The organism is Streptacidiphilus pinicola (assembly GCF_003258295.1).
Classification (GTDB): domain Bacteria; phylum Actinomycetota; class Actinomycetes; order Streptomycetales; family Streptomycetaceae; genus Streptacidiphilus; species Streptacidiphilus pinicola.
Genome location: NZ_QKYN01000102.1, coordinates 1 through 23,918 on the forward strand (window position 1 = coordinate 1; position 23,918 = coordinate 23,918).

Below are 23,918 nucleotides of genomic sequence, written 5' to 3' on the forward strand. Positions count from 1 at the left end.
GGTCGACGCCGAGGCGGAGCCGGAGTCCGAGGGGCTGTCCGGCGCGCTCGGGAGGCCCGGGTCCGTGGAGGGGCTGAAGGCCGGGACGACGGGGGTGCCGGAGGACGGGTTGGTGTCGCCGCCGAAGGAGGTGACGGCGACCGCGACCCCCGCGCCGAGGACGCCCATGAGGACCACGCCGCCTGCGGCCAGCGCGAGTTGACGGCGGGTCGCGGACTGGGCGCGCACGTCGAGGGCGTGCCGCCCCGTCGTACGGGTGCGGGAGGCGGAGACGCTCGGCGTGACCGTCGTCGCGCGCGCCGCGCGACGGGAGGCGAACGGCGCGAAGCGCCGGAGGCGGTCCTCGCGGCGCGCGCCGCCCCCGCCGACGGCCGTGGCACCGGAGATGACGAGCGCCTGGTCCAGCAGCTCCAGCACGTGCCGGCCGTTGGCCGTCCCATGGGAGTCGGACAGCGCGCCGTGCAGCGCGACCGATGCCTCGAGTTCGGCGCGCGAGCGGTCGAACGCGCCGGCGCAGAAGGTCAGTACGCCGAGCTCGTGGTGGAACCACGCCTCCAGCGCGACGGACTCGATCGCCCGCGCGGACTCCAGGCCGAAACGCAGCGCGCGCTCCCACGCGCCCCAGCGCAGGGCGAGCGCGAAGGAGGGCGCGCAGGCGCGGGCGAGCTGGACCACACGGTCGTGCCGGTCGGACTCCTGGTCCGTCCGCAGGACGGCCAGCAGGACCTCGGCCTCGGCCGCGATCTGAGCCTCCGTCACCGAGGCGTGGCCGGTCCACCAGGTGAAGTGCTGGGCGGCGTCCGGGGCGCCGACCGCGGGCCACTCCTCGGCGAGCAGCGGCGCGGCGCCGTCGACGAGCCGGTGCGGGCCCTCGGGCGTGGGCTCGGCGAGACCCGCCTCGACCAGCTCCTCCAGCGCGGCCTCGGCGTGGCCGACGTCGACGAGCGCGGGCAGGTGCGGCGGGGTGGGGATCTCCCCGCCGAACGCCGAGGCGAGCTGCACGACGCGACGCGCGGGCTCGCCGAGGCCGCGGGCGATGCGGACGGCGGGGGCCGCGCTCTCGGCGACGCTGGGCAGCGGCACCGGGTCCTCGTCGGGCTCGACGAGGCCGCCGGCGAGCGCGTCGATGGCCACCTCGCGGTGGCGCAGCAGCGCGGCCGCCTGGACGAAGCGCAGCGGCAGACCCTCGGACTCGAACCACAGGTCGACGGCCCAGGCGCGCTCGCTCTCGTCGAGGGAGCGCCCGGCCAGCTTGGCCAGCAGCGCGAGGCTGCCGGCCCGGGTCAGTCCGCCGAGCCGGGACTCCTCGATGGGCGCGCCGACGGACGGCGCGGGGGTCTCCGGGGTGGCGGCGATCAGGAAGGCGCAGTCGGGCGCGGCGCCGAGCAGCTCGTCCAGCGCCTCGCCGCCGAAGTCGACGTCGTCGACGAGCACGATGGCGCGCACGCCGTCCAGGAGCTCGGGGAGCTCGCGCTTGGACGGGCGGTGCCCGGCGACGCCGCCGAGTGCCTCGTAGAGGGCCTGGAGCACGTCTCCGAGCGGCTTGCGGTGGGCGCTGAGCCGGACGACGCCGCCGGGCACCAGCGTGGCGCAGGAGGTCGCCACGGCCTCCAGCACGGCGCTGCGGCCGGAGCCGTGCGGACCGCTGAGCCGGACCGAGCGGCCCTGGCCGAGCAGCTCGCGCAGCCGCGCGCACTGCTCCTCGCGCTCCAGCAGGCCGGAGAGCGCGTAGCGGGCGGGGCCGGTGACGGCGACCGGCGGCACGGGCGCCGCGGGGCGGCGCTCCTCGGGCAGCGGTTCCAGCGTGGAGCCGTCGGCGGCGTTGACGGTCAGCAGCAGCTCGCCGACGACCAGCTCGCCGGTGCGGCCGCTGCCGTCGGCGCGGCGGTCACCGCTCTGCGTCTGCCCGTGGTGCTGTTCGGGCACGGCGACGGCCGCCCCGTTCTTGTTCCTGAGCACCAGCTCGCCGCCACTGGGTATGTGTGCGGACTGGTGGCCGCCTGTGGCTTCGCCCATGTCTTCTTCCGGCCCGATTCACGCGCACCTCGGTAGGGCACGATGCGGGGGTCATTCTGCGGTACCGAAGTGAAGAAACGGGAGTGGTCGAGACCAGACCGTTACGGCGATACCGGACCGTTACTTGACGGCGGGCGCCGGACTACGGGATGGAGACCGGGAGCGGGTCGGCCTCGGGGTAGTAGCTCTCGATGGCCAGGATCCGGTGCAACCGCGTGGCGACCAGCAGCCGCTGCAACTGCAGCGGGACGCCGCGCAGCACCAGCCGGCGGCCGACCCGGCCGGCCCGGCGGTGGGTGCCCATGATGACGCCGAGGCCGGTGGCGTCCCAGGAGGACAGCCCGCTGAGGTCCAGCACGAGATCACCGACGCCGTCGTCGACGGCCCGGTGCAGCGCGGTGCGCGCGTCCGCCGCGGAGCGGACGTCGAGTTCGCCCTCCACGGCGAGGTGACGGTGGTCACCGCGAATGAACATGCGGGCTCCCCTCGCTCGCGTTGCTTCTCCCGCGTTACTTCTCTCATCTGACGCAACGACAGGCGGGTACGTTGCTGGCCACGGCGACATCTGAAAGAAAATCACCCGTGCAGGTGAAGGGAAAATCGTTTTGCCTGTGGCCATGCGGACGTTCGTTTGATTATCGGGGACGGCGAACCCCGCATGGGCCCCTAGGTGAGCCAACTCACCTGGGGCCCACGTCACACCGGTGCGCTACTTCTCGCCGTACTCGTAGAAGCCCTGGCCGCTCTTGCGGCCGAGGTCCCCGGCGGTCACCATGCGGGCCATGAGCTCCGGCGCGGCGAACTTGGTGTCCTGCGTCTCGGAGTAGATGTTGTGCGCGGCGTGCAGCAGGATGTCGACGCCGGTCAGGTCCGCGGTGGCCAGCGGGCCCATCGCGTGGCCGAAGCCGAGACGGCAGGCGGTGTCGATGTCCTCGGCGGTGGCCACGCCCGACTCGTAGAGCTTGACGGCCTCGACGACGAGCGCGGTGATCAGGCGGGTCGTCACGAACCCGGCCACGTCCCGGTTGACGACCACACAGGTCTTGCCGACGCTCTCGGCGAAGGCGCGGGCGGTGGCGAGCGCGGCGTCGCTGGTCTTGTAGCCGCGGACCAGCTCGACCAGCTGCATCATGGGCACCGGCGAGAAGAAGTGGACGCCGACGACGTCCTCCGGACGCTCCGTCACGGCGGCGATCCGGGTGATCGGGATGGCGGAGGTGTTGGTGGCCAGCACCGCGCCGGGCTTCGCGATCTTGTCGAGCTCGCGGAAGACGCCTTCCTTGATCTCCAGCTGCTCGAAGACGGCCTCGACGACGATGTCGGCGGACCCGGCGGCACCGAGGTCGGTGGTGGTGGTGATCCGCGCGAGGGCGGCGTCCATCTCGTCCTGGGTCATCCGGCCCTTGGAGACGAACTTGGCGTAGCTGGCCCGGATGCCGTCGAGACCGCGGGTCAGGGCGGCGTCGGTCACGTCGCGCAGCACCACGTCGTGGCCGGCTGCGGCCGAGACCTGGGCGATTCCGGAACCCATGAGCCCGGCTCCGACGACGGCGATGCTGCTGGTCACGGTGGTGTCCTCCGTGTCGTGTCGTGTGATGTGGCGGCCTGCCGGACGACGAGGATCACCCGCGCACGGCGTCGTGCCTGGCAGGAATCTACACACTTCGCGGCCGTCCGAAGCAGAATGAGAGCGTGATCGCGCTCACCCTGCGGGTGCTGGCACCGTTCCTGGTGGTGGGGGTCCTCGTCCTGCTCCTGCGCTGGACCTGGGGCAAGGGCCACTCCGTCGTGCAGCGCACCCCGCACGCCGGTAGACCGAACGAGTACGGCCTGCTCGTCCCCGTCGCGGCCCCCGCGGACGACGCCGAGACGCAGGCGGTCGGCGCCCGGCTGGACCGGGCGGGCATCCGCTACACGCTGGCCGCGACCAAGGCGGGCACGCGCGTCATGGTCTTCGAGGACGACGCCGAACGGGCCCGGGCCCTGCTGCGCTGAGCGGGCCGGGCCGGGCGGTCAGTGGTCGTCCTCGCGCGTGATGTCCGCGCCCAGCGCCCGGAGTTGCTGTTCGAAGCCGGCATAGCCGCGGTCGATGTGGTGGATGCCGGAGACGTGGGTGGTGCCGTCCGCGACCAGGCCCGCCAGGACCAGCCCGGCACCGGCGCGGACGTCGGAGGAGAGCACCGGCGCGCCGGAGAGCCGGGGCACGCCGCGCAGCACCGCGTGGTGGCCGTCGGTGCGCACGTCCGCACCCAGCCGGGCCAGCTCCTGCAGGAAGACGAACCGGGCCTCGAAGATGTTCTCCGTGATCATCGCGGTGCCCTCGGCGACCGCGTTCATCGCGGCGAACTGCGGCTGCAGATCGGTCGCGAAGCCCGGGTAGGGCAGCGTCACCACGTCGACGGCGCGCGGGCGACGCTCCATCACCACCCGGAAGCCGTCCGGGTCCGCGCTGACCTGCGCGCCCGCGGCGACGAGCTTGTCCAGCGCGATCCGCAGGTGCTCGGGGCGCGCGTGGTCCACCCGCACGTCGCCCTGGGTCATCGCGGCCGCGACCCCGAAGGTGCCGGCCACGATGCGGTCCGGGACCGTGTCGTAGGAGACCGGCCAGAGCCGGTCCACGCCCTGGATCCGCAGCGTCGAGGAGCCCGCGCCGTCGATCTTGGCGCCCATCGCGTCCAGCAGCTCGCACAGGTCGACGATCTCCGGCTCGCGGGCCGCGTTGTCGATCACCGTCTCGCCCTTGGCCAGCACCGAGGCCATCAGGATGTTCTCGGTCGCGCCGACGCTCGGGAAGTCCAGCTCGACGGTCGCCCCGACGAGCCCGCCGGAGCGGGCCTCGGCGACCAGGAAGCCGTGCTCGGTGGTGATCCGCGCACCCAGCCGGGTCAGGCCGTCGATGTGCATGTCCAGCCCGCGCGAACCGATCGCGTCTCCACCGGGCCGGGCGACGCGGACCCGTCCGCAGCGGGCCAGCAGCGGACCGAGCACGGCGATCGAGGCACGGAACCTGCGCACCAGGTCGTAGTCGGCCTCGTGCCCGATCTCACCCGGCACGCTGACGAAAGCGGTCCCGGCGGACTCGTCCGTCCACTCCAGCCGGACCTCGCAGCCCATGCGGCGCAGCAGCTCCGCCATGATCTCGACATCCAGGATCCGCGGCAGGTTGCCGATCCTGAACTCGCCCTCCGCCAGCAGCGTCGCCGCCATCAGCTTCAGCGCGCTGTTCTTCGCGCCGGGCACCCGCACCCGCCCTGCGAGCCGCGCCCCTCCGACCACCCGGAACCGTTCCATGGTCAGGCATCGTACGTGGCGCGTCCGCGCCTGCCCGGTCAGGCCGCGTCGATGTCCCGAAGGAAGTCGCTAGCGGTTCTCCCCCGGCACCCACAGCACGTCGCCGACCGACTTGTTCGCCGTGCGGGCCAGGATGAAGAGCAGGTCCGAGAGCCGGTTGAGGTACTTGGCGGTGAGCGGGTTGATGCCGTCCCCGTACTCCTCGATCGCCGCCCAGGTGCTGCGCTCCGCGCGGCGGACCACGGTGCAGGCGACGTGGAGGTGGGCCGCGCCGGGCGTGCCGCCGGGCAGGATGAAGCTGCGCAGCTTCTCCAGCTCGGCGTTGAAGCGGTCGCAGTCCGCCTCCAGGCGGTCGATGTAGGACTGCACGACCCGCAGCGGCGGGTACTTGGGGTCCTCCACCACGGGCGTGGCCAGGTCCGCGCCGACGTCGAAGAGGTCGTTCTGGACGCGGGTCAGCACCGCCGCGATCTCGTCGTCGAGCGAGCCGCAGGCCAGGGCCACGCCGAGGGCGGCGTTGGCCTCGTTGCTGTCGGCGTAGGCGGCCAGGCGGGTGTCCGTCTTGCGGGTGCGGCTCATGTCGCCCAGCGCGGTGCTGCCGTCGTCGCCGGTCCGGGTGTAGATGCGGGTGAGGTTGACCATGCCCGCAGCCTAGTCGCGCAGCGTGGGGTCCAGAGAGACCAGGATGCCCTGCAGCGCACGGCGCTGCGCCGGTGTGAGGGGGGCGAGGACCTCCTCCTCCAGGCGCGGGACGTGGGCCTCCAGGCCCAGCCGCAGCGCCTCCGAGCCGGCCTCGGTCAGTCCGACCAGATAGGCGCGCCCGTCCTCGGGGTCACGGGTGCGCTCGATCAGTCCCTTGCGCTCCAGCCGGGCGACGAGCTTCGTGGTGCCGGCCGAGGAGTACCCCATGGTCTCGCCGACCCGGGTGGCCATGCCCCGCGCGTCCGGAAAGCGAGCCAGCCGCAGCAGGAACTCGAACTCGGAGCCGTCCAGCCCGGTGGCGTCGGCGATGTCGTGCCGCAGCCGGTCGTTGATCAGCCGGTAGACGTTGCCCATCAGGCCCCAGAGGACCACGCCCTCGTGCTCGACGCCCCCGTCGATCGGCACCGCGTCCACGCCCCTAGGCCACGTTCACGCGCTGGCCGGGAGGCGCGGCCTCCAGCCAGGCCAGGAAGCCGGTGAGCGCGTCCTCGCTCATGGCCAGCTCCAGCGGGTCGCCCGCGTGCGTGCAGACCAGCACGACGGCGCCGGAGAGGAGCGCCAGCTCCTCCTGCCCCTCCGGGGTGCGCCGCTCGACCACCTCGATCTGCGAGCGCTGCAGCACCCGCCGCGGACGCGGTGCCCAGCTGAAGACGCGGAACCACTCCACGGCGTCGTTGTTGTAGCGGGCGATCCCGAAGATCCAGCCCTTGCCCCCCGCCTCGTCCTCGGCAGGGGCGGCCGGCACGTCCAGGCGTGCGGAGCAGTCGAAGGTGCCACCGGGTCTCTGGATCAGACGCCGCCGTACCGCGAAGGCCCCCAGCCCGAGCAGGCCGACCAGCAGCACCGCGATGACGGTCACCACCGCGAGCACCATGCCCGGCTCCCTCCTCGTCGGCCCCCGAGCCGACGTCACACACTCACTGCCCTGAAGGACTCAACCGCACTGCCAACTGATACAGCAGTCCCGGGGTCACCCGTAGGTGCCCCGGGACTGCCGGTGAAGCTCGTGTCGCCGAGCGCTCCGTGAGGAACGCGTCAGCGGCCGGTCGCCGCGAGGAGCCGAACCTCGGCGCGGCGCTGGGCCACGGCCTCGGAATCGGCCTTGGCGGCGGCCAGGGCACGCTCGGCGCGGTCGACGTCGATCTCGTCGGCCAGCTCAGCGACCTCGGCCAGGATCGACAGCCGGTTGTCCGCGAAGGACAGCAGACCACCGTGCACCGCCGCGACCACCGTGGTGCCGTCCGCCTGGCGGATGGTCACCGGCTGGGGGTCCATGGCACCCAGGACCGGGGTGTGGTTCGGCTGGATGCCGATGTCACCGGACTTGGTACGGGCAAGGACGATCGTGGCCTCGCCCGACCAGACCTTTCGGTCGGCCGCGACCAGCTCGACGTGCAGCTCAGCCACAGTGGGCTCCTCGGTCTCGACCCCCCGTCGCAAAACGGGGGTGGGGAAAGAATAACGGGTGGAAGAGGGGCGGTCCCAACCGGCGGTCGGGACCGCCCCTCTCCGCAGCGGTTTACTTCTTGGCGAGCTCGGCGGCGTTGCGCTCGAGGTCTTCGATGCCACCGCACATGAAGAACGCCTGCTCCGGCACCGAGTCGTACTTGCCGTCCGCGATCGCGTTGAACGCGTCGATCGTCTCGGACAGCGGCACGGTGGAGCCGTCGACGCCGGTGAACTGCTTGGCGACGTAGGTGTTCTGCGACAGGAAGCGCTCGATGCGGCGCGCCCGGTTGACGGTGACCTTGTCCTCCTCGGACAGCTCGTCCATACCGAGGATCGCGATGATGTCCTGGAGGTCCTTGTACTTCTGCAGGATCCCCTTGACACGCACGGCGGTGTCGTAGTGGTTGGCCGAGATGTACCGCGGGTCGAGGATGCGGGACGAGGAGTCCAGCGGGTCCACGGCCGGGTAGATGCCCTTCTCCGAGATCGGACGGGAGAGAACCGTCGTCGCGTCGAGGTGGGCGAAGGTGGTGGCCGGGGCCGGGTCGGTCAGGTCGTCCGCGGGGACGTAGATCGCCTGCATCGAGGTGATCGAGTGACCGCGGGTCGAGGTGATGCGCTCCTGGAGCTGGCCCATCTCGTCGGCCAGGTTCGGCTGGTAACCCACCGCGGAGGGCATACGGCCGAGCAGGGTCGACACCTCGGAACCGGCCTGGGTGAACCGGAAGATGTTGTCGATGAAGAGCAGCACGTCCTGGCCCTGCACATCGCGGAAGTACTCCGCCATGGTCAGCGCGGACAGGGCGACGCGGAGACGGGTGCCCGGCGGCTCGTCCATCTGGCCGAAGACCAGCGCGGTCTTGTCCAGAACGCCCGAGTCGACCATCTCGTGGATGAGGTCGTTACCCTCACGGGTGCGCTCACCGACACCGGCGAAGACCGACACACCACCGAAGTTCTCGGCGACGCGGTAGATCATCTCCTGGATCAGAACGGTCTTGCCGACACCGGCACCACCGAACAGACCGATCTTGCCACCCTGGACGTACGGGGTGAGCAGGTCGATGACCTTGATACCGGTCTCGAACATCTCGGTCTTGGACTCGAGCTGGTCGAAGTTCGGCGCCTTGCGGTGGATCGGCCAGCGCTCGGTGACCTCGGCGTTGAACGCCTCACGGTCGGTGTTGAGCACCTCGCCCAGGGCGTTGAAGACCTTGCCCTTGGTGATGTCGCCGACGGGCACCGAGATCGCGGAGCCGGTGTCGGTGACCGCGGCACCACGGGTCAGGCCGTCGGTGGGCTGCATCGAGATGGCCTTGACCATCCCGTCGCCCAGGTGCTGCGCGACCTCGAGGGTCAGCGTCTTCTTGCCGGTGCCGTCGGGCGCGTCGATCTCGACGTGCATGGCGTTGAACATGTCCGGCATGGCGTCGACGGGGAACTCCACGTCGACGACCGGGCCGATGACCCGCGCGACGCGGCCCGTCGCCGTGGCCGTCTCTACAGTGGCAGTCATGGTCAGTCACTCCCCGCGGTCGCGTCGGCCAGGGCGCTCGCGCCACCGACGATCTCGCTGATTTCCTGGGTGATTTCGGCCTGGCGGGCCGTGTTGGCGAGTCGCGTGAGCGACTTGATGAGCTCGCCGGCGTTGTCCGTCGCGCTCTTCATGGCGCGGCGGCGGGCGGCGTGCTCGGAAGCAGCCGACTGCAGCAGCGCGTTGTAGATCCTGCTCTCCACGTACCGCGGCAGCAGGGCGTCGAGGACGCCCTCGGCCGACGGCTCGAAGTCGTAGAGCGGGAACGGGCCCTGCTCCTCGGCGTTGGCCTCGGTCTCAGCCAGGGACAGCGGCAGGAGGCGGGCCTCCACCGGGTTCTGGGTGAGCATCGAGACGAACTCCGTGGAGACGATGTGCAGCTCGTCCACGCCGCCGGCCGACGTCTCCGTCACGAAGGCATCGATCAGAGCCGCGGCCGCCTCCTTGGCGTCCTGGTACGTCGGCTTGTCGGAGAACCCGACCCACGAGCCCGCGACCGGGAGGTTGCGGAACCCGAAGTAGCTGACGCCCTTGCGGCCGATGATGTAGGTGTCGACGGCCTTGCCCTCGGACTCCAGTCGGCGGGTCAGCTCCAGCGTCGCCTTGATGGCGTTGCTGGAGTAACCACCGGCCAGGCCGCGGTCCGCGGTCACGACGAGCACGGCGGCGCGGGTGGCGCCGACGGGCTCCTCGGTCAGCGGGTGCTTGGCGTTCGACCGCGTCGCGACCGCGGTCACCGCACGGGTGAGCTCGTTCGCGTACGGGGAGGAGGCGGCCACCGCGCGCTGCGCCTTCATGATGCGCGACGCGGAGATCATCTCCATCGCCTTGGTGATCTTCTTCGTCGCGGTGACAGAGCGGATCCGGCGCTTGTAGACCCGAAGCTGTGCTCCCATGGGTCGTTACGTCCTTTCCGTCTCGTCAGGCGTCTTCGCCGAGCAGCGCACCGGTGTGCGTGGTGAACTCGCGCTTGAACGCCGTGATGGCCTCGACGAGCGACTCGATGGTGCCGTCCTCGAGCTTCTGGGTCTCGACGATGGTGGTCAGGACGCCCTTGTGCTCGCGGCGCAGGTAGTCCAGGAACTCACGCTCGAACTTGCGCACGTCCGCGACCGGGACCTCGTCCAGCTGACCGGTGGTGCCGGCCCAGATGGAGACGACCTGCTCCTCGACCGGGAACGGCTGGTACTGGCCCTGCTTCAGCAGCTCGACCAGACGGGCGCCACGCTCCAGCTGGGCCTTGGAGGCCGAGTCCAGGTCGGAGGAGAAGGCGGCAAACGCCTCCAGCTCGCGGTACTGGGCCAGGTCCAGACGCAGACGGCCGGCCACCGACTTCATGGCCTTGATCTGGGCGGAGCCACCGACGCGGGAGACCGAGATACCGACGTTCACGGCCGGGCGGATGCCGGCGTTGAACAGGTCGGACTCCAGGAAGCACTGGCCGTCGGTGATGGAGATGACGTTGGTCGGGATGTACGCCGAGACGTCGTTGGCCTTGGTCTCGATGATCGGCAGACCGGTCATCGAGCCGGCGCCCAGCTCGTCGGAGAGCTTCGCGCAGCGCTCCAGCAGGCGGGAGTGCAGGTAGAAGACGTCACCCGGGTAGGCCTCGCGGCCCGGCGGACGACGGAGCAGCAGCGACACGGCGCGGTAGGCCTCGGCCTGCTTCGACAGGTCGTCGAAGATGATCAGGACGTGCTTGCCGTCGTACATCCACTCCTGGCCGATGGCGGAACCGGTGTAGGGGGCCAGGTACTTGAAGCCCGCCGGGTCCGACGCCGGGGCGGCGACGATGGTGGTGTACTCGAGCGCACCGGCCTCCTCCAGCGCTCCGCGAACGGAGGCGATGGTGGAGCCCTTCTGGCCGATGGCGACGTAGATGCAGCGGACCTGCTTCTTCGGGTCGCCCGAGCGCCAGTTGTCGCGCTGGTTGATGATCGTGTCGATCGCCACCGCGGTCTTGCCGGTCTGGCGGTCGCCGATGATCAGCTGACGCTGGCCACGGCCGATCGGGGTCATCGCGTCGATGGCCTTGATGCCGGTCTGCATCGGCTCGTGCACCGACTTACGGACCATGACGCCCGGAGCCTGCAGCTCCAGCGCGCGGCGGCCGTGGGTCTCGATCTCGCCGAGGCCGTCGATCGGGTTGCCGAGCGGGTCCACCACGCGGCCGAGGTAGCCCTCGCCGACCGGGACGGACAGCACCTCGCCGGTGCGGCGGACCGTCTGGCCCTCCTCGATGCCGCTGAACTCGCCGAGGACGACGACACCGATCTCGCGGGTCTCGAGGTTCAGCGCGAGGCCGAGGGTCCCGTCCTCGAACTTCAGCAGCTCGTTGGCCATGACCGAGGGAAGACCCTCGACCTTGGCGATGCCGTCAGCCGTGAAGGTGACGGTGCCGACCTCTTCACGCGAGGCGGCGTCCGGCTGGTACGACTGGACGAAGTTGTCCAGCGCGTTCCGGATCTCCTCCGGCCGGATCGTGAGCTCCGCCATCTGGGTTCCCTGCTCTCCTAGTTGCGTCCTCGGCCCGCCCATGGAGGGCCGCAAGTATTCGACTCTCGGTCAGGTCCCGCGAACGAGGCTCTGACCGTCCTCTGTTGTGTACCGACCGAGGGTCGGGATGCGGCTTCTCAGCCGGCCAGGCTCCGGTCCGCGGTGTCGAGACGACCCGCGATGGTGCCCTCGATGATCTCGTCGCCGATCTGGACCCGGACTCCGCCGAGGACCGCGGGGTCCACGTCGAGGTTCAGGTGCACCGGGTGACCCGTCAGGGTCGCCAGGGAGGCGGCGAGGCGCTCCTTCTGGGTGTCGGACATCGGCACCGCGGTGGTCACCAGGGCGACCACGCGACCGCGACGGCCGGCGGCCAGGCGGGAGTACTCCTCCAGACCACTCTCCAGGCTACGACCACGCGGCTGGCTCACCAGTGCGGTGATCAGCGCGATCGTCGCGGCCTTGGCCTTGCCGCCCAGCAGGCTGCGGACCAGCTCCGTCTTGGCCGAGGTGGCGGCGGCGTTGTCGGTCAGCGCGGAGCGCAGCTCGACGTTGCCAGCGACCACGCGGCCGAAGCGGAACAGCTCGTCCTCGACCTCGTCGAGCTCGTTCGCCTTGTCGGCGCCGATGATCAGCGCCAGCGCGGCGAGCTGCTCGGTCGCGTCCGCCAGGTCGCGGCCGGAGCTCCAGCGGGAGCGGACCATGCCCGAGATCAGGTCGACCGTCTCGGCGCCGACCTTGCCCGTGAGCAGGTTGGCGACCAGGCCGGCCTTGGCCTCGCCGGGGGTGGCCGGGTCCGTCAGGATGCGCCGCAGCGACACCTCGCGGTCCAGCACCCGGGTCACGTCCATCAGGTCGCCGCTGAGCGCGCCGAGGTCGACGGACGCGTTGTCCGTCAGGGCCTCAAGACGCTCGCGGGCGGCCGCGGTGGACTGCCGGGTGGAGCCGCTCACTTGGCACCCGCCGACTCCGCTGCCTTGGCTTCGAGCTCGTCAAGGAAGCGGTCGATGGTGCGGCTCTGGCGGGCGGAGTCCTCGAGGGACTCGCCGACGACCTTGCCGGCCAGCTCCAGCGAGATGCGGCCGATGTCGTGCCGCAGCGCGGTGGTCACCTGACCACGGGTGCGCTCGATCTCGGCCTGGGCGTGCGCGACGGTGATCGCAGCCTGACGCTGCGCCTCCTCGCGGGCCTCGGCGATGATCGTGGAACCCTGCTCACGGGCGTGCTCGGTGATCCGAGCGGCCTCGTGACGGGCCTCCGCGAGCTGGGCCTTGTACTCCTCCAGCGTCCGGGTGGCCTCGGCCTGCGCCTCAGCCGCCCGCTCCAGGCCACCCTCGATCGCGTCGCGCCGCTCCTCCAGAGTCTTCTGGATGTTGGGCAGGAGCTTCTTGCCGAGGACGCCGAAGACGATGAAGAAGGCGATCAGGCCGATGATGAGTTCCGGCGTGGAGGGGATCAGAGGGTTCTGAGGGCCCTCCTCCGCCAGCATCTGGGTCAGCAGCATGACTGAACCTTTCGTCGAGCGTGGCTACTGGTGGTCGACTTCAGGAGGTGAAGATGAAGGGGACGACCAGGCCGAGCAGGGCCAGAACCTCACAGAGGGCGAAGCCGAGGAACATGTTCTGGCGGATGATCGGCATGGCCTCGGGCTGACGGGCCATGGCCTCGATGGAGTGGCCGAAGACCAGACCGATACCGACACCCGGGCCGATGGCCGCGAGACCGTAGGCGATGGCACCCATGCGGCCCGCGACGGTGGTGGACGAACCGGCGGCCAGCTCAGCGACGGTGTGGAGGGTCGACATGTTGTCTTCCTTCTTGTGATGCGATCCGCAGGGGGGCTTCCCGGCGGAAGTTCTGGATGGGACGTGTTGCGGTCAGGCGGTCAGAGTGTCAGTGACCCTCTTCGAGCGCTCCGCTGATGTAGAGCGAAGCCAGCAGGGTGAAGATGTACGCCTGCAGGAACTGGATCAGGACCTCGAAGGCGGTCATGCCGACGGCGAGACCGAACGACGCACCGGAGAAGACCGCGAAGAACGACGGGGTCAGCAGGTACCAGGTCGCCACGCTGAACATGACGATGAGCATGTGGCCGGCGAACATGTTGGCCCACAGTCGCACCGCGAGCGTGAACGGCCGGGTGATCACGTTCTGGATGAACTCCAGCAGGATGATCAGCGGGACCAGCGGCTTGGGCAGACCCGACAGGTAGGTCAGGTGCTTCCAACCGCCCGCGAAACCGTGCGTCTTGAAGGTGAGGTACATGTACGTGATCCACACCAGCACGGCCAGGCCCACCGGGTAGGCGAAGCGCGCGGCCACCGGGAACTGCGCCAGCGGGATGATGGACATGATGTTCATCAGCCACACGAAGAAGAAGATCGAGGTCAGGAAGGGGACGTACTTGTCGCCCTTCTTTCCGATGACCTCACGCGCGATGCTCCGGGCGATGAAGTTGTAGCCGATCTCGCCGACCAGCTGCAGCTTGCCGGGGACCAGCTTCGGCTTGCGGAACGCCGCCCAGAAGAAGCCGACCACCAGCAGCATGCAGATGATCGCCAGCAGCATCGGCTTCGTGAAGTCGAAGCTCCCGATACTGAAGATCGGCTTGAAGTTGAAGGAGTTGAGCCCGGGTGCCGGGAAACCACAACCAGAGGGTGTGATGTGACACCCGCTCGCGAGCAGCGTGGAGGGCTTACTCACCCTTGACTCCTTCGTCGTGAAGCATCAGAACTGCAACCTTGTGTGTCGGCGCGACGGAGGCCGCCGCGTTGGCACCGTGATCGGCTTGACCGAAGCCGCACGCTGTGCTCGATCACTGGGCGTGACGCTCAGGTGGCCGCGCAGGGGGCTCCGGAATCCGGACGATAGCAGATGTCTTGGTACTACCTTTACGTGGGCCTTAATTGTCCTTGTCGTTCGGCTTGTCACCGAGCGACGGGTCCACGTAGAGGGTTTTGCTCTTCAAGGTGAACCAGACCTGACCGCCGACCCAGGCCAGCAGGGTCGCCAGCAGGGAGAAGCCGAAGGCTTTGCCGTTGAAGAACGACGCGTGCTTGAAGACCACGATGAAGACACCCGCGATCAGCATCTGCACCGCGTAGACCAGGAGACCGGCGGTCATGACCAGCTGCGGCTTGTCCTTGGTGAGGCGCATCAGCGCCGCGAACCCGCCGGCGAACACCACCACGACCACAGCCAGCGCCACCAGGGCACCGACCAATCCCTTGGAGCCCGCCAGAACGGTGCTGAGCACCACGGCGAGGATGCCCACCGGCGTCGCCACGAGGGCGCAGCCGCGCAGGATCCGGGCGTCGCTGGACAGCATCGTCAAGGCTCCGGGGTGGTGGGGGGTCGAACGGAAGCTCGGGAGGAGGCGGATGGTCGAACGACCTTCTCCCATAAGGTCCTTCGGCAGCTCTCCCGATGTCGTGAACGATATCACAAGCTATTTGGTGCAGTCTTTACTTTCTTGGTGTGCTCCTTGACACACGGGCGGCCCCACTTCCGGAACGTCCCGATGTGCCCGAATGGCGACGCACCGCGTGCGACCCCGTACCGATCGTGTCGAGCAGGTCCTCATCTGCGACAGAGAGGGCCGGAGCAGCGGAAACGGAGTCGTCCGCGATCTCCTTTACCGGCCCATCGGTAAGAACATCCCTTACCTTTACGCTCCGCCGGTAGCGGGGCGGAACGAAGCGCTCCACCATGCGCGGCGCGTGCGGCCGGAAGCGCGGGAAGAGCAGCATCAGGATGCCCAGCGCGCACAGGCCCAGCAGGAAGTTGAGGGCAAGGCGTTCGGTGCGGTTGACCGAGAAGGCGACGGTGCCGAAAGCGAGCAGTGCGGCCCAGAAATACATGATCAGTACCGCGCGGCTGTGGGAATGGCCGAGCTGCAGCAGTCGGTGGTGCAGATGCTGCTTGTCCGCGGCAAAGGGGGACTTTCCGGCCCAAGTGCGGCGCACCACCGCGAGAATGAGATCCGCGAGCGGAATCGCGATCACGGTGAGCGGCAGCAACAGCACGATGTAGATCGGCACCATCGCGTGGACCGCGGAGGTCTGGCTGCCGCCGCTCTGGGCCGTGATCACGTCCGGGTCCACCCGGCCGGTCACCGAGATCATGCAGACCGAGAGCACCAGGCCGAGCAGCAGCGCGCCGGAGTCCCCCATGAAGATCCGCGCGGGATGGAAGTTGTGCGGCAGGAAGCCCAGCACCATGCCGACCAGGATCACGCTGAACAGCGCGGCCGGCGCCGCGTCGGGCACCGAGAAGCCGTACCAGAGCCGGTAGGCGTAGACGAAGAACGCGATGGCCGCGATGCAGACCATGCCGGCGGCCAAGCCGTCCAGCCCGTCGATGAAGTTCACCGCGTTCACGCTTATGACCACCAGCGCGACGGTGATGAAGGAACCCCAGGTGTCCGTCACCGCGACCGTGCCGACACCGGGGATCGGCAGCCACAGCACGGTCAGGCCCTGGTAGACCATGACACCCGCGGCGACCATCTGCCCGCCGAGCTTCACCAGGGCGTCGACGCCCCACTTGTCGTCGAGCACGCCCAGCACCCACATGATGGTGGCGCCGGACAGCAGGGCCGGGACGTCGCTGGAGTTCTGGAAGACGGAGTGCAGCGCCGACAGGTGGTCAGCGGTGAGCAGACCGGCGCAGAGACCGCCGAACATGGCGATCCCGCCGAGTCGTGGCGTCGGCTCCTTGTGCACGTCGCGGTCGCGGACGGCCGGCATGGCGCCCGCGATGATGGCGAACTTCCGTGCCGGACCGGTCAGCAGATAGGTCACCGCGGCGGTCACACAGAGCGTCAGCAGGAACTCACGCACCAGAGTCCTCCTGTGCTGCGCTGGACACCCCCGTAATAACGGACGAGCATAGCCGCCTTGTCTTCGGGGCGAGCCGCCAATGCTGTCGGGAATGGAGGTGCGTCACGTGCACACCCTATTCATCCAGACGCCTACGACCCGCATTGCGGTTTTGTCGACAGACCAGGGAAACGCATCGCGAGTGCGCGAACGCCCTCGGTGGCGGACCGGTCGGCCGGCGAGGTGGCCGCCGCGTGGATCAGGCTCGCGATCTCGACCGTCTCCGGCTCGCCCATGCCCAGGGTGGTGACGCTGAGCGTCCCCATCCGCAGCCCCGAGCCGCGCGCCGGCGGCGCGTCCTCGTACGGCACCGCGCAGTGGCCCAGCAGCAGCCCGGCGCTCTCGCAGCGCTGCTCCACCTCGCGGCCGGTCAGCCCGAGGGCGCGGGCGTCCACGGTGACCAGGTGGGTGTCCGTGCCGCCGGTCAGCGGGCGCAGACCGCGCGCGTCCAGCGCGACGGCCAGGCTCCGGGCGTTGGCGACGGTCCGGCCCGCGTAGGCCGCGAACGCGGGCGTCGCCGCCCGGCCGAGCGCGTACGCCTTGGCGGCGAGCTGATTGACCATCGGCCCGCCCTGGATGAAGGGGAACACCGCCCGGTCCACCCGTTCGGCCAGCTCCCGGGTACACAGGATCAGCCCTCCGCGCGGCCCGCCCAGCACCTTGTGGGTGACGCCGCACACCACGTCCGCATAGGGGACGGGTGAGGGGACCACCCCCGCGGCCGACAGCCCGAGCGTCTGGGCGGCGTCCGCGACGAAGTACGCGCCCACCTCGTCCGCGACCGCCCGGAAGCCCTCCCAGTCGATCGCGCGCGGGTAGGAGATGGCCCCGGCGACGATCACCTTCGGCCGGACCGCCCTGGCCTGGTCCCGCACCTGGTCGAGGTCGATCAGCCCGTCACTCTCGCGGACCCCGTACGGGGAGACGGAGAACCACTTGCCGGAGAAGTTCGCCGAGGAACCGTGCGTCAGATGGCCGCCGTGCGCGAGGGACATCGCCAGCACCGCGTCGCCCGGCCGGAGCAGGGCCGCGGCCGTGGCCAGCACCGCGACGGAGCCGGAGTACGGCTGCACGTTCGCGTGCTCGGCGCCGAAGAGCGCCTTCGCGCGGGCGACGGCGAGGGACTCCACGGAGTCGGCCGGGCCGCACCCGGTGTGATGCCGCCGTTCGGGGTATCCCTCGGCGTATTTGTCCGCGAACGCGCTCCCCAGCAGGGCCCGCACGCGGGGCGAGGCCACGTTCTCCCCGGCCAGCAGGTTCACCTGCCGCCCGCGCCGCTCCTCCTCGGCGGCGACAAGCCCGTCGAGCTCGGGATCCGGCACATCGGCGAGCGTCGCCTGAGTGGATCGGTCACTGGTCACAAGGGTCGCCATCGCCGCATGCACCTCCGGTGGTCTCACGCTACGCCGGAGGTGCGCTCACAGCACGCTAGACCCGTACCCGGGTGACTCCGGTCAGCGCGGTGACGATCGGGTCGAGGGCGTCGAAGATCTCCTCGCCGCAGTTGCGGAACATCCCGAGGGGGGCGCCGTAGGGGTCGTCGACCTCGTCGGCCTCCGGGGAGGCGGCGAGGAGCCAGCCGCGCAGCGCGGCGGCGGCGCGCACGAGGACGCGGGCGCGCTCGGCGAGCGCGCCCGGGCCGATGGAGTCCGGCAGGGTGGCCGGGTCGATCGCGCGGACGAGGCGGGTGAACTCCTTCAGCGTGAAGGTCCGCAGGCCCGCGTCGTGGCCCATGGAGATCACCTGGGCCCGGTGGTCCCGGGTCGCCGTCAGGACCAGGTCCGCCTCGATGACGTGGTCGTCGAGCAGCTCCCGGCCGACGAAGCCGCTGGCGTCCGCCCCGAACTCGGCGAGGATCTCCGCGGCGTGGGACTCCATGGGGGCGCCCTCGTGGCCCCAGGTGCCCGCGCTCTCGACCGATATCTCGGTCTCCGCGCCCTCGCCCAGACGCAGCGTCAGCTCATGCCGGGTCAGCCGCTCGGCCATGGGCGAGCGGCACACACCGCCGGTGCAGACGTAGAGGATGCGGAACGCGCCGAAACGATGGCCCGCGAACTCCGGATGGAGGCGCGGGACGGGGCGTATCGGCGGCCGGAGGCGGCCGGTCAACTGCCGGCCTCCACGTCTGGTACGACCTCCCGGAGCTGCTCCAGCGAGACCGCGCCGGCACGACGCAGGACGGGGACCTTGCCGGTGACGTCGACGATGGAGGACGGCACCGCGTGGTCCGCCCGGCCGCCGTCGAGGTAGACGGAGACGGACTGGCCCAGCTGCTCCTCGGCCTCGTCACAGGTCGCCGGGGACGGGCCGCCGGTCAGGTTGGCGCTGGAGACGGCCAGTGGGCCGGTGGTGTTCAGCAGCTCGATGGCGACCGGGTGCAGCGGCATCCGGACCGCGACGGTGCCACGGGTGTCGCCCAGGTCCCAGCGCAGCGACGGCTGGTGGCGGGTGACCAGGGTCAGGCCACCGGGCCAGAAGGCGTCGACGAGCTCCCACGCGGACTCGGAGAAGTCCGTCACCAGGCCGTGCAGCGTGGTCGGGGAGCCGACCAGCACGGGGGTGGGCATGTTGCGGCCCCGGCCCTTGGCCGCGAGCAGCTCGGCGACGGCCTCGGCGGAGAAGGCGTCGGCGGCCAGACCGTAGACGGTGTCGGTGGGGATGACCACCAGCTCGCCCCGGCGGATCGCGGAGGCGGCCTCACGCAGACCGGCGGCACGCTCGGTAGCGTCGGAGCAGTCGTAACGACGACTCATCGGTGGATCCCTTCCCTACAGGACGGCGCGGCGCGCGGTGGCGAAGCGGGGGCGGTTGTTCAGGTCGCGGTGGTCGGCGGCGTCGGTCCAGCCGGCCTCCTCGCGGAAGATCCACGGGACGACTCCGCCCTGGGTGTCCGCGTGCTCGACGACGACCACTCCCCCGGGGCGCAGCAGGCGCGCTGCGACGCGCTCGATGCCGCGGATGGTGTGCAGGCCGTCCTCGCCGGAGAAGAGTGCCATCTCCGGGTCGTGGTCGCGAGCCTCCGGAGCGACGTACTCCCACTCGGTCAGCGGGATGTACGGCGGGTTGCTGATGACCAGGTCGAACTGGCCGCTCAGCTCCGGCCGGTCCTCGAAGGCGCGGGTGGCGTCGCCCTGGATCAGCTCGATCCGGGCGGCGTCCGGGCTGGCGTCGACGTTGCGGCGGGCCCAGGCGTACGCGTCGTCGGAGAGCTCCACGGCGTGCACGCGGCTGCGCGGCACCTCCTGGGCGAGCGCGAGCGCGATCGCGCCAGAGCCCGTGCACAGGTCGACGACCATCGGCTCGGCGACGTCCATGTCACGCAGCGCGTCTATGGCCCAGCCCACCACCGACTCGGTCTCCGGGCGCGGCACGAAGACGCCCGGGCCGACCTGCAGCTCCAGGTAGCGGAAGAAGGCCCGCCCGGTGATGTGCTGCAGCGGCTCGCGCGCCTCCCGCCTGGAGATGACCTCCCAGTAGCGGGCGTCGAAGTCGGCGTCCTTGACGCCGTGCAGCTCGCCGCGCTTGACGTCGTGGACGTAGGCCGCGAGCTCCTCCGCGTCGAACCGCGGCGAGGGCACACCGGCATCGGCCAACCGCTGGGTGGCTCGGGCCACCTCGGCGAGGAGGAGGTTCACGTCGCGCCTCTCTGAGCGGACTAGCAGGCCTGCGTGGGACGGCTCGGTCAGGTCGCCTCGGCGAGCCGCGCCGCCGCGTCCTGGTCGACGGCGGACTGGATGACCGGGTCGAGCTCGCCGCCGAGCACCTGGTCCAGGTTGTAGGACTTGTAGCCGGTGCGGTGGTCGGAGATCCGGTTCTCCGGGAAGTTGTAGGTGCGGATCCGCTCGGAGCGGTCCACGCTGCGCACCTGGCTGCGGCGCGCGTCGCTGGCCTCACGGTCGGCCTCCTCCTGCGCCGCCGCGAGGATGCGGGAGCGGAGGATGCGCATGGCCTGCTCCTTGTTCTGGAGCTGGCTCTTCTCGTTCTGGCAGGACGCGACGATACCGGTCGGCAGGTGCGTGATGCGGACGGCGGAGTCGGTGGTGTTGACCGACTGCCCGCCCGGGCCGGAGGAGCGGTAGACGTCGATACGCAGGTCGTTCGCGTGGATCTCGACCTCGACCTCCTCGGCCTCCGGCGTGACCAGCACGCCCGCCGCGGAGGTGTGGATGCGGCCCTGCGACTCGGTGGCCGGCACGCGCTGCACGCGGTGCACGCCGCCCTCGTACTTGAGCCGCGCCCAGACGCCCTGGCCGGGCTCGGGGTGGCCGCCGCGGTACTTCACGGCGACCTGGACGTCCTTGTAGCCGCCGAGGTCGGACTCGTTGGAGTCGATGATCTCGGCCTTCCAGCCCATCTTCTCGGCGTAGCGCAGGTACATCCGCAGCAGGTCGCCGGCGAAGAGCGCGGACTCCTCGCCGCCCTCGCCCGCCTTGACCTCCAGCAGCACGTCCTTGTCGTCGCTCGGGTCGCGCGGGACCAGCAGCAGCCGCAGCCGCTCGGTCAGCTCCTCGCGCTGGGCCTCCAGCGACTTGATCTCGGCGTAGAAGTCCGGGTCGTCGGCGGCGAGCTCACGTGCCGTCTCGATGTCCTCGCCCGCCTGGCGCCACTCGCGGTAGGCCTTGGTGATCGGCGTCAGCTCGGCGTAGCGCTTGGAGAGCTGCCGCGCCGTCGCCGGCTCGGCGTGCACCGCCGGGTCGGCGAGACGCTCCTCCAGCGTCGCGTGCTCGTTCAGGAGCTCCTCGACTGCCTCGAACATGGGAGCTGAGCCTTCTTTCGAACCGGGATGGGCAAGGGGGCCAACGCGAACGGCGCCGACCAGGCAGCACCCGGGGAACCCACGGGTGCGCCCGGCCGGCGCCGGAAGGCTGCTAGGCCTCGGCCTTGGCGTGCTTCTTGCCGAAGCGGGCCTCGAAGCGCGCCACGCGGCCACCGGTGTCCATGATCTTCTGCTTACCGGTGTAGAAGGGGTGGCAGGCCGAGCAGACCTCGGCGCGGATGACGCCGGACGCCTCGGTGCTGCGGGTGGTGAACTCGTTGCCGCAGGTGCAGGTGACCTGGGTGACCACGTAGGTCGGGTGGATGTCGCGCTTCAAGGGATGCTCCTAGGTTTGCGGGAGGGTTCCGGGTCGGATGAGCGGACGCTGACCGTGAACCGGGACCGACGTACCAGTCTGCCAGGACTGGCGCCGTGCACCAAAACGAGGGTTGGGGCTCCGATATTCCGGGCAGCGGCGGCCGCGGTCAGCTGTCCGCCGGGTTCTTCTGCCGCAGCGCGAGGACGGACTGCGGGACCGGCCGGTCGGCCTTCAGTGCGGCCCACAGCTCGTTCGCCTCACGCCGGTGATGTCCGTGGACTTCACGTGCTTCAGGCCCTCTGCTCAGCACCGACTTGACCATCTCCTGCTGGAGCTGGATGCGCCCGAGGTCGCTGCCGTCGCCGACGCCGTGCCGGGTGCGGACGAACGCCAGGGCCTGGTCGCCGCCGAGGTGGTGCGTGCCGACCGGTAGGTGCAGGCCGCTCTGGGAGTCGTTGATCGGCACCGTGGTGGTGACCTCGACCCCGCCGAGGGCGTCGATCAGCCGGGCGAAGCGCTGGTGAACATGACGCCGGACACGGCGGGGTTGCTGCCGCACGCGGGCCGGTCGACCAGGGTGTCACGCGGCACGGAGACCGGCCGCCGTTGGCGCCGGAGCGGGAGTCGGAGCCCAGCACCAGGAGGCGCGAGTATTCGGACCGCTCTGCGGTGTTTCGGCTTCTTGTGGGACGACATGTCGTCGAACGTACGTGATGCGCCTTAAAAGCCTTCTCAGAAAACAGAACGACCCCGGGCGAAAAGCCCGGGGCCGCTCAGCGTGTGATGTCAGTCGTCCTGACCGGGAGTGGTCTTGGCGATCTGCATCAGGAACTCGGCGTTGCTCTTGGTCTGCTTCATCTTGTCAAGCAGCAGCTCGATCGCCTGCTGCGAGTCGAGCGCGTGCAGCACCCGGCGCAGCTTCCAGACGATCTTGAGCTCCTCCGGGGACATGAGGATCTCTTCCTTGCGGGTGCCGGACGGGTCGACGTCCACCGCGGGGAAGATGCGCTTGTCCGCGAGCTTCCGGTCGAGCTTGAGCTCCATGTTGCCGGTGCCCTTGAACTCCTCGAAGATCACCTCGTCCATGCGCGAGCCGGTCTCGACCAGCGCGGTGGCGAGGATCGTCAGGGAGCCGCCGTTCTCGATGTTGCGCGCGGCGCCGAAGAACTTCTTCGGCGGGTAGAGCGCGGTCGAGTCGACACCACCGGACAGGATGCGGCCGGAGGCCGGCGCCGCCAGGTTGTAGGCGCGGCCCAGACGCGTGATCGAGTCCAGCAGCACGACCACGTCGTGACCCAGCTCCACCAGCCGCTTGGCGCGCTCGATGGCGAGCTCGGCGACAGTGGTGTGGTCCTCGGCGGGGCGGTCGAAGGTCGAGGAGATGACCTCGCCCTTGACCGAGCGCTGCATGTCCGTGACCTCCTCCGGACGCTCGTCGACGAGGACGACCATCAGGTGGGTCTCGGGGTTGTTGTGGGTGATCGCGTTGGCGATCGCCTGCATGATCATCGTCTTGCCGGTCTTCGGCGGGGCGACGATCAGACCACGCTGGCCCTTACCGATCGGGGCGACCAGGTCGATGATGCGGGTGGTCAGCACGCCCGGGTCGGTCTCCAGACGGAGCCGGTCCTGCGGGTACAGCGGCGTGAGCTTGGTGAACTCGGGCCGGTTGCGGGCGCTCTCGGCGTCCGTGCCGTTGACCGAGTCGAGGCGGACCAGCGCGTTGAACTTCTCGCGGCGCTCGCCCTCCTTCGGCTGCTTGACGGCACCGGTGATCGCGTCACCCTTGCGCAGGCCGTTCTTGCGGACCTGGGCGAGCGAGACGTAGACGTCGTTCGGGCCGGCCAGGTAGCCGGAGGTGCGCACGAAGGCGTAGTTGTCGAGGATGTCGAGGATGCCCGCGACCGGGATCAGCACGTCGTCCTCGCCGACCTGCGGCTCCGGCACACCGTCGAAACGGTCGCCACGACGACGGTTGCGGTCGCGGTAACGGCCGCGACGACGACCGCCGAACTCGTCGTCCTCGAAGTCCCCGCCGCCCTGCTGGCCCTGGCTCTGGCCCTGCTGCTGACGGCCCTGACGGCCGCCCTGGCCGTCCTGCTGGCGGCCGCCCTGGCTCTGCTGGCCCTGGCCGCCGTCCTGGCCGCCCTCGCGGCGGTCACGGCGGTTGCGGCGTTCACGACGGCTCTCACGGCCGTCGCCACGCTCCCCGCGCTCGGCACGCTCGCCGCGCTCGCGGGTCTCGGTGCCGGCCTGCGCGTCCGCGGCGGGCTTCTCGGCCTTGTCGGCCTTCTCCACGACCGGCTTCTCGGCCTGCGCCGGAGCGGCGGTGGCGGACGCCTGCGCGGCCTCGGCGGTGACCGTCGCGGTCGCGGCGCCGCCCTCGGGCGAACCGGCCGGGGCGGTGGCGCGGCGGCTGCGGCGCGCGGGACGCTCCGTGGCGGCCGGCGCGGCGGCCTCGGTGCTGGTCTGCAC

Annotated in this window: 25 protein-coding genes and 1 pseudogene; 1 reads left to right on the forward strand and 25 read right to left on the reverse strand. The window is 70.4% G+C overall.

The genetic code is table 11. The annotated features are described in order from the left end of the window. The 3 genes from DN069_RS25500 to DN069_RS25510 form a co-directional block, all read right to left on the reverse strand. Positions 1 to 2,016 (reverse strand): ATP-binding protein (locus tag DN069_RS25500; protein ID WP_111504662.1); only part of this gene is annotated, 2,016 nt, incomplete at its 3' end. A gap of 142 nt (positions 2,017 to 2,158) precedes the next feature. Beyond that, positions 2,159 to 2,491: an STAS domain-containing protein gene (locus DN069_RS25505; protein WP_111504664.1), complete on the reverse strand. Its 333-nt coding sequence runs from the start codon at positions 2,489 to 2,491 to the stop codon at positions 2,159 to 2,161. Between the two features lie 234 nt (positions 2,492 to 2,725). Further along, entirely contained in the window at positions 2,726 to 3,583 is an 858-nt protein-coding gene (locus DN069_RS25510; RefSeq protein WP_111504666.1) for a 3-hydroxyacyl-CoA dehydrogenase family protein, read from the reverse strand. Positions 3,584 to 3,708: 125 nt separating this feature from the next. Here DN069_RS25510 and DN069_RS25515 point away from each other — a divergent pair, with 125 nt between their 5' ends. Next, positions 3,709 to 4,011: a hypothetical protein gene (locus DN069_RS25515; RefSeq protein ID WP_111504668.1), complete on the forward strand. Its 303-nt coding sequence runs from the start codon at positions 3,709 to 3,711 to the stop codon at positions 4,009 to 4,011. Between the two features lie 18 nt (positions 4,012 to 4,029). On the opposite strand, the gene murA is transcribed toward DN069_RS25515, so the two are convergent. From murA to rho, 22 genes and pseudogenes are all read right to left on the reverse strand, one after another. Further along, the gene (murA, locus tag DN069_RS25520; RefSeq protein WP_111504670.1) at positions 4,030 to 5,307 is read right to left on the reverse strand and encodes a UDP-N-acetylglucosamine 1-carboxyvinyltransferase; all 1,278 of its coding nucleotides are present in this window, start codon (positions 5,305 to 5,307) and stop codon (positions 4,030 to 4,032) included. Positions 5,308 to 5,376: 69 nt separating this feature from the next. Then, positions 5,377 to 5,949 carry a cob(I)yrinic acid a,c-diamide adenosyltransferase gene (locus DN069_RS25525; RefSeq protein WP_111504672.1) on the reverse strand — a complete coding sequence of 191 codons (573 nt, stop codon included), beginning with the start codon at positions 5,947 to 5,949 and terminating at the stop codon, positions 5,377 to 5,379. Positions 5,950 to 5,958: 9 nt separating this feature from the next. Beyond that, positions 5,959 to 6,423 (reverse strand): MarR family winged helix-turn-helix transcriptional regulator, encoded by a 465-nt coding sequence (locus DN069_RS25530; RefSeq protein ID WP_207892262.1) that lies wholly within the window; start codon positions 6,421 to 6,423, stop codon positions 5,959 to 5,961. Between the two features lie 4 nt (positions 6,424 to 6,427). Further along, a complete protein-coding gene (locus DN069_RS25535) occupies positions 6,428 to 6,883 on the reverse strand; it encodes a DUF2550 domain-containing protein (RefSeq protein WP_111504674.1) in 456 nt (151 codons plus the stop codon). Between the two features lie 161 nt (positions 6,884 to 7,044). Further along, positions 7,045 to 7,416: a F0F1 ATP synthase subunit epsilon gene (locus DN069_RS25540; protein ID WP_111504676.1), complete on the reverse strand. Its 372-nt coding sequence runs from the start codon at positions 7,414 to 7,416 to the stop codon at positions 7,045 to 7,047. Positions 7,417 to 7,528: 112 nt separating this feature from the next. Beyond that, positions 7,529 to 8,974: a F0F1 ATP synthase subunit beta gene (atpD, locus tag DN069_RS25545; RefSeq protein ID WP_111504678.1), complete on the reverse strand. Its 1,446-nt coding sequence runs from the start codon at positions 8,972 to 8,974 to the stop codon at positions 7,529 to 7,531. A gap of 2 nt (positions 8,975 to 8,976) precedes the next feature. Beyond that, a complete protein-coding gene (locus DN069_RS25550) occupies positions 8,977 to 9,888 on the reverse strand; it encodes a F0F1 ATP synthase subunit gamma (protein WP_111504680.1) in 912 nt (303 codons plus the stop codon). Positions 9,889 to 9,913: 25 nt separating this feature from the next. Further along, entirely contained in the window at positions 9,914 to 11,488 is a 1,575-nt protein-coding gene (gene atpA / locus DN069_RS25555; protein WP_111504682.1) for a F0F1 ATP synthase subunit alpha, read from the reverse strand. 137 nt (positions 11,489 to 11,625) lie between these two features. Then, positions 11,626 to 12,441, reverse strand: a complete 816-nt coding sequence (locus DN069_RS25560) for a F0F1 ATP synthase subunit delta (protein ID WP_111504684.1) — start codon at positions 12,439 to 12,441, stop codon at positions 11,626 to 11,628. Continuing rightward, positions 12,438 to 12,992 carry a F0F1 ATP synthase subunit B gene (locus DN069_RS25565; RefSeq protein WP_111504686.1) on the reverse strand — a complete coding sequence of 185 codons (555 nt, stop codon included), beginning with the start codon at positions 12,990 to 12,992 and terminating at the stop codon, positions 12,438 to 12,440. Before DN069_RS25565 ends, DN069_RS25560 begins: the two co-directional genes overlap by 4 nt. Positions 12,993 to 13,032: 40 nt before the next feature. After that, a complete protein-coding gene (gene atpE, locus DN069_RS25570) occupies positions 13,033 to 13,293 on the reverse strand; it encodes an ATP synthase F0 subunit C (RefSeq protein ID WP_111504688.1) in 261 nt (86 codons plus the stop codon). A gap of 88 nt (positions 13,294 to 13,381) precedes the next feature. Continuing rightward, on the reverse strand, positions 13,382 to 14,191 hold the full coding sequence (gene atpB / locus DN069_RS25575; RefSeq protein ID WP_243639702.1) for a F0F1 ATP synthase subunit A: 810 nt from the start codon (positions 14,189 to 14,191) through the stop codon (positions 13,382 to 13,384). Between the two features lie 199 nt (positions 14,192 to 14,390). Then, positions 14,391 to 14,816, reverse strand: coding sequence for a Cg1360 family ATP-synthase-associated protein (locus DN069_RS25580; RefSeq protein WP_111504690.1), 426 nt, complete (start codon positions 14,814 to 14,816; stop codon positions 14,391 to 14,393). Between the two features lie 136 nt (positions 14,817 to 14,952). Next, on the reverse strand, positions 14,953 to 16,329 hold the full coding sequence (locus DN069_RS25585) for an MraY family glycosyltransferase (protein WP_111504692.1): 1,377 nt from the start codon (positions 16,327 to 16,329) through the stop codon (positions 14,953 to 14,955). Between the two features lie 131 nt (positions 16,330 to 16,460). Further along, positions 16,461 to 17,741, reverse strand: a complete 1,281-nt coding sequence (locus tag DN069_RS25590) for a serine hydroxymethyltransferase (RefSeq protein WP_111504694.1) — start codon at positions 17,739 to 17,741, stop codon at positions 16,461 to 16,463. A 55-nt stretch (positions 17,742 to 17,796) separates the two neighbouring features. After that, positions 17,797 to 18,453 carry an arsenate reductase/protein-tyrosine-phosphatase family protein gene (locus DN069_RS25595; RefSeq protein WP_243639703.1) on the reverse strand — a complete coding sequence of 219 codons (657 nt, stop codon included), beginning with the start codon at positions 18,451 to 18,453 and terminating at the stop codon, positions 17,797 to 17,799. Between the two features lie 20 nt (positions 18,454 to 18,473). Next, positions 18,474 to 19,121, reverse strand: a complete 648-nt coding sequence (locus DN069_RS25600) for an L-threonylcarbamoyladenylate synthase (protein ID WP_111504696.1) — start codon at positions 19,119 to 19,121, stop codon at positions 18,474 to 18,476. A 15-nt stretch (positions 19,122 to 19,136) separates the two neighbouring features. Next, positions 19,137 to 20,003, reverse strand: a complete 867-nt coding sequence (gene prmC, locus DN069_RS25605) for a peptide chain release factor N(5)-glutamine methyltransferase (protein ID WP_111504698.1) — start codon at positions 20,001 to 20,003, stop codon at positions 19,137 to 19,139. Between the two features lie 47 nt (positions 20,004 to 20,050). Beyond that, complete coding sequence (prfA, locus tag DN069_RS25610; protein ID WP_111504700.1) at positions 20,051 to 21,124, reverse strand: peptide chain release factor 1; 1,074 nt, start codon at positions 21,122 to 21,124, stop codon at positions 20,051 to 20,053. A gap of 112 nt (positions 21,125 to 21,236) precedes the next feature. Then, on the reverse strand, positions 21,237 to 21,461 hold the full coding sequence (rpmE, locus tag DN069_RS25615; protein WP_111504702.1) for a 50S ribosomal protein L31: 225 nt from the start codon (positions 21,459 to 21,461) through the stop codon (positions 21,237 to 21,239). Between the two features lie 280 nt (positions 21,462 to 21,741). Then, positions 21,742 to 22,040: pseudogene (locus DN069_RS41850) on the reverse strand (LCP family protein); the annotation flags it as partial. A 189-nt stretch (positions 22,041 to 22,229) separates the two neighbouring features. Next, a partial coding sequence (gene rho / locus DN069_RS25625; RefSeq protein ID WP_111504704.1) for a transcription termination factor Rho occupies positions 22,230 to 23,918 on the reverse strand: 1,689 nt, incomplete at its 5' end.

What these genes read in the sequence shown, in the direction of transcription:
- prfA (WP_111504700.1), bottom strand. Translation starts at nt 21,124, where the DNA reads ATGTTCGAGGCAGTCGAGGAGCTCCTGAACGAGCACGCGACGCTGGAG.
- DN069_RS25565 (WP_111504686.1), bottom strand. Translation starts at nt 12,992, where the DNA reads ATGCTGCTGACCCAGATGCTGGCGGAGGAGGGCCCTCAGAACCCTCTG.
- DN069_RS25580 (WP_111504690.1), bottom strand. Translation starts at nt 14,816, where the DNA reads ATGCTGTCCAGCGACGCCCGGATCCTGCGCGGCTGCGCCCTCGTGGCG.
- murA (WP_111504670.1), bottom strand. Translation starts at nt 5,307, where the DNA reads ATGGAACGGTTCCGGGTGGTCGGAGGGGCGCGGCTCGCAGGGCGGGTG.
- DN069_RS25505 (WP_111504664.1), bottom strand. Translation starts at nt 2,491, where the DNA reads ATGTTCATTCGCGGTGACCACCGTCACCTCGCCGTGGAGGGCGAACTC.
- DN069_RS25535 (WP_111504674.1), bottom strand. Translation starts at nt 6,883, where the DNA reads ATGGTGCTCGCGGTGGTGACCGTCATCGCGGTGCTGCTGGTCGGCCTG.
- atpD (WP_111504678.1), bottom strand. Translation starts at nt 8,974, where the DNA reads ATGACTGCCACTGTAGAGACGGCCACGGCGACGGGCCGCGTCGCGCGG.
- atpE (WP_111504688.1), bottom strand. Translation starts at nt 13,293, where the DNA reads ATGTCGACCCTCCACACCGTCGCTGAGCTGGCCGCCGGTTCGTCCACC.
- DN069_RS25590 (WP_111504694.1), bottom strand. Translation starts at nt 17,741, where the DNA reads ATGGCGACCCTTGTGACCAGTGACCGATCCACTCAGGCGACGCTCGCC.
- atpA (WP_111504682.1), bottom strand. Translation starts at nt 11,488, where the DNA reads ATGGCGGAGCTCACGATCCGGCCGGAGGAGATCCGGAACGCGCTGGAC.
- DN069_RS25525 (WP_111504672.1), bottom strand. Translation starts at nt 5,949, where the DNA reads ATGGTCAACCTCACCCGCATCTACACCCGGACCGGCGACGACGGCAGC.
- DN069_RS25600 (WP_111504696.1), bottom strand. Translation starts at nt 19,121, where the DNA reads ATGAGTCGTCGTTACGACTGCTCCGACGCTACCGAGCGTGCCGCCGGT.
- DN069_RS25550 (WP_111504680.1), bottom strand. Translation starts at nt 9,888, where the DNA reads ATGGGAGCACAGCTTCGGGTCTACAAGCGCCGGATCCGCTCTGTCACC.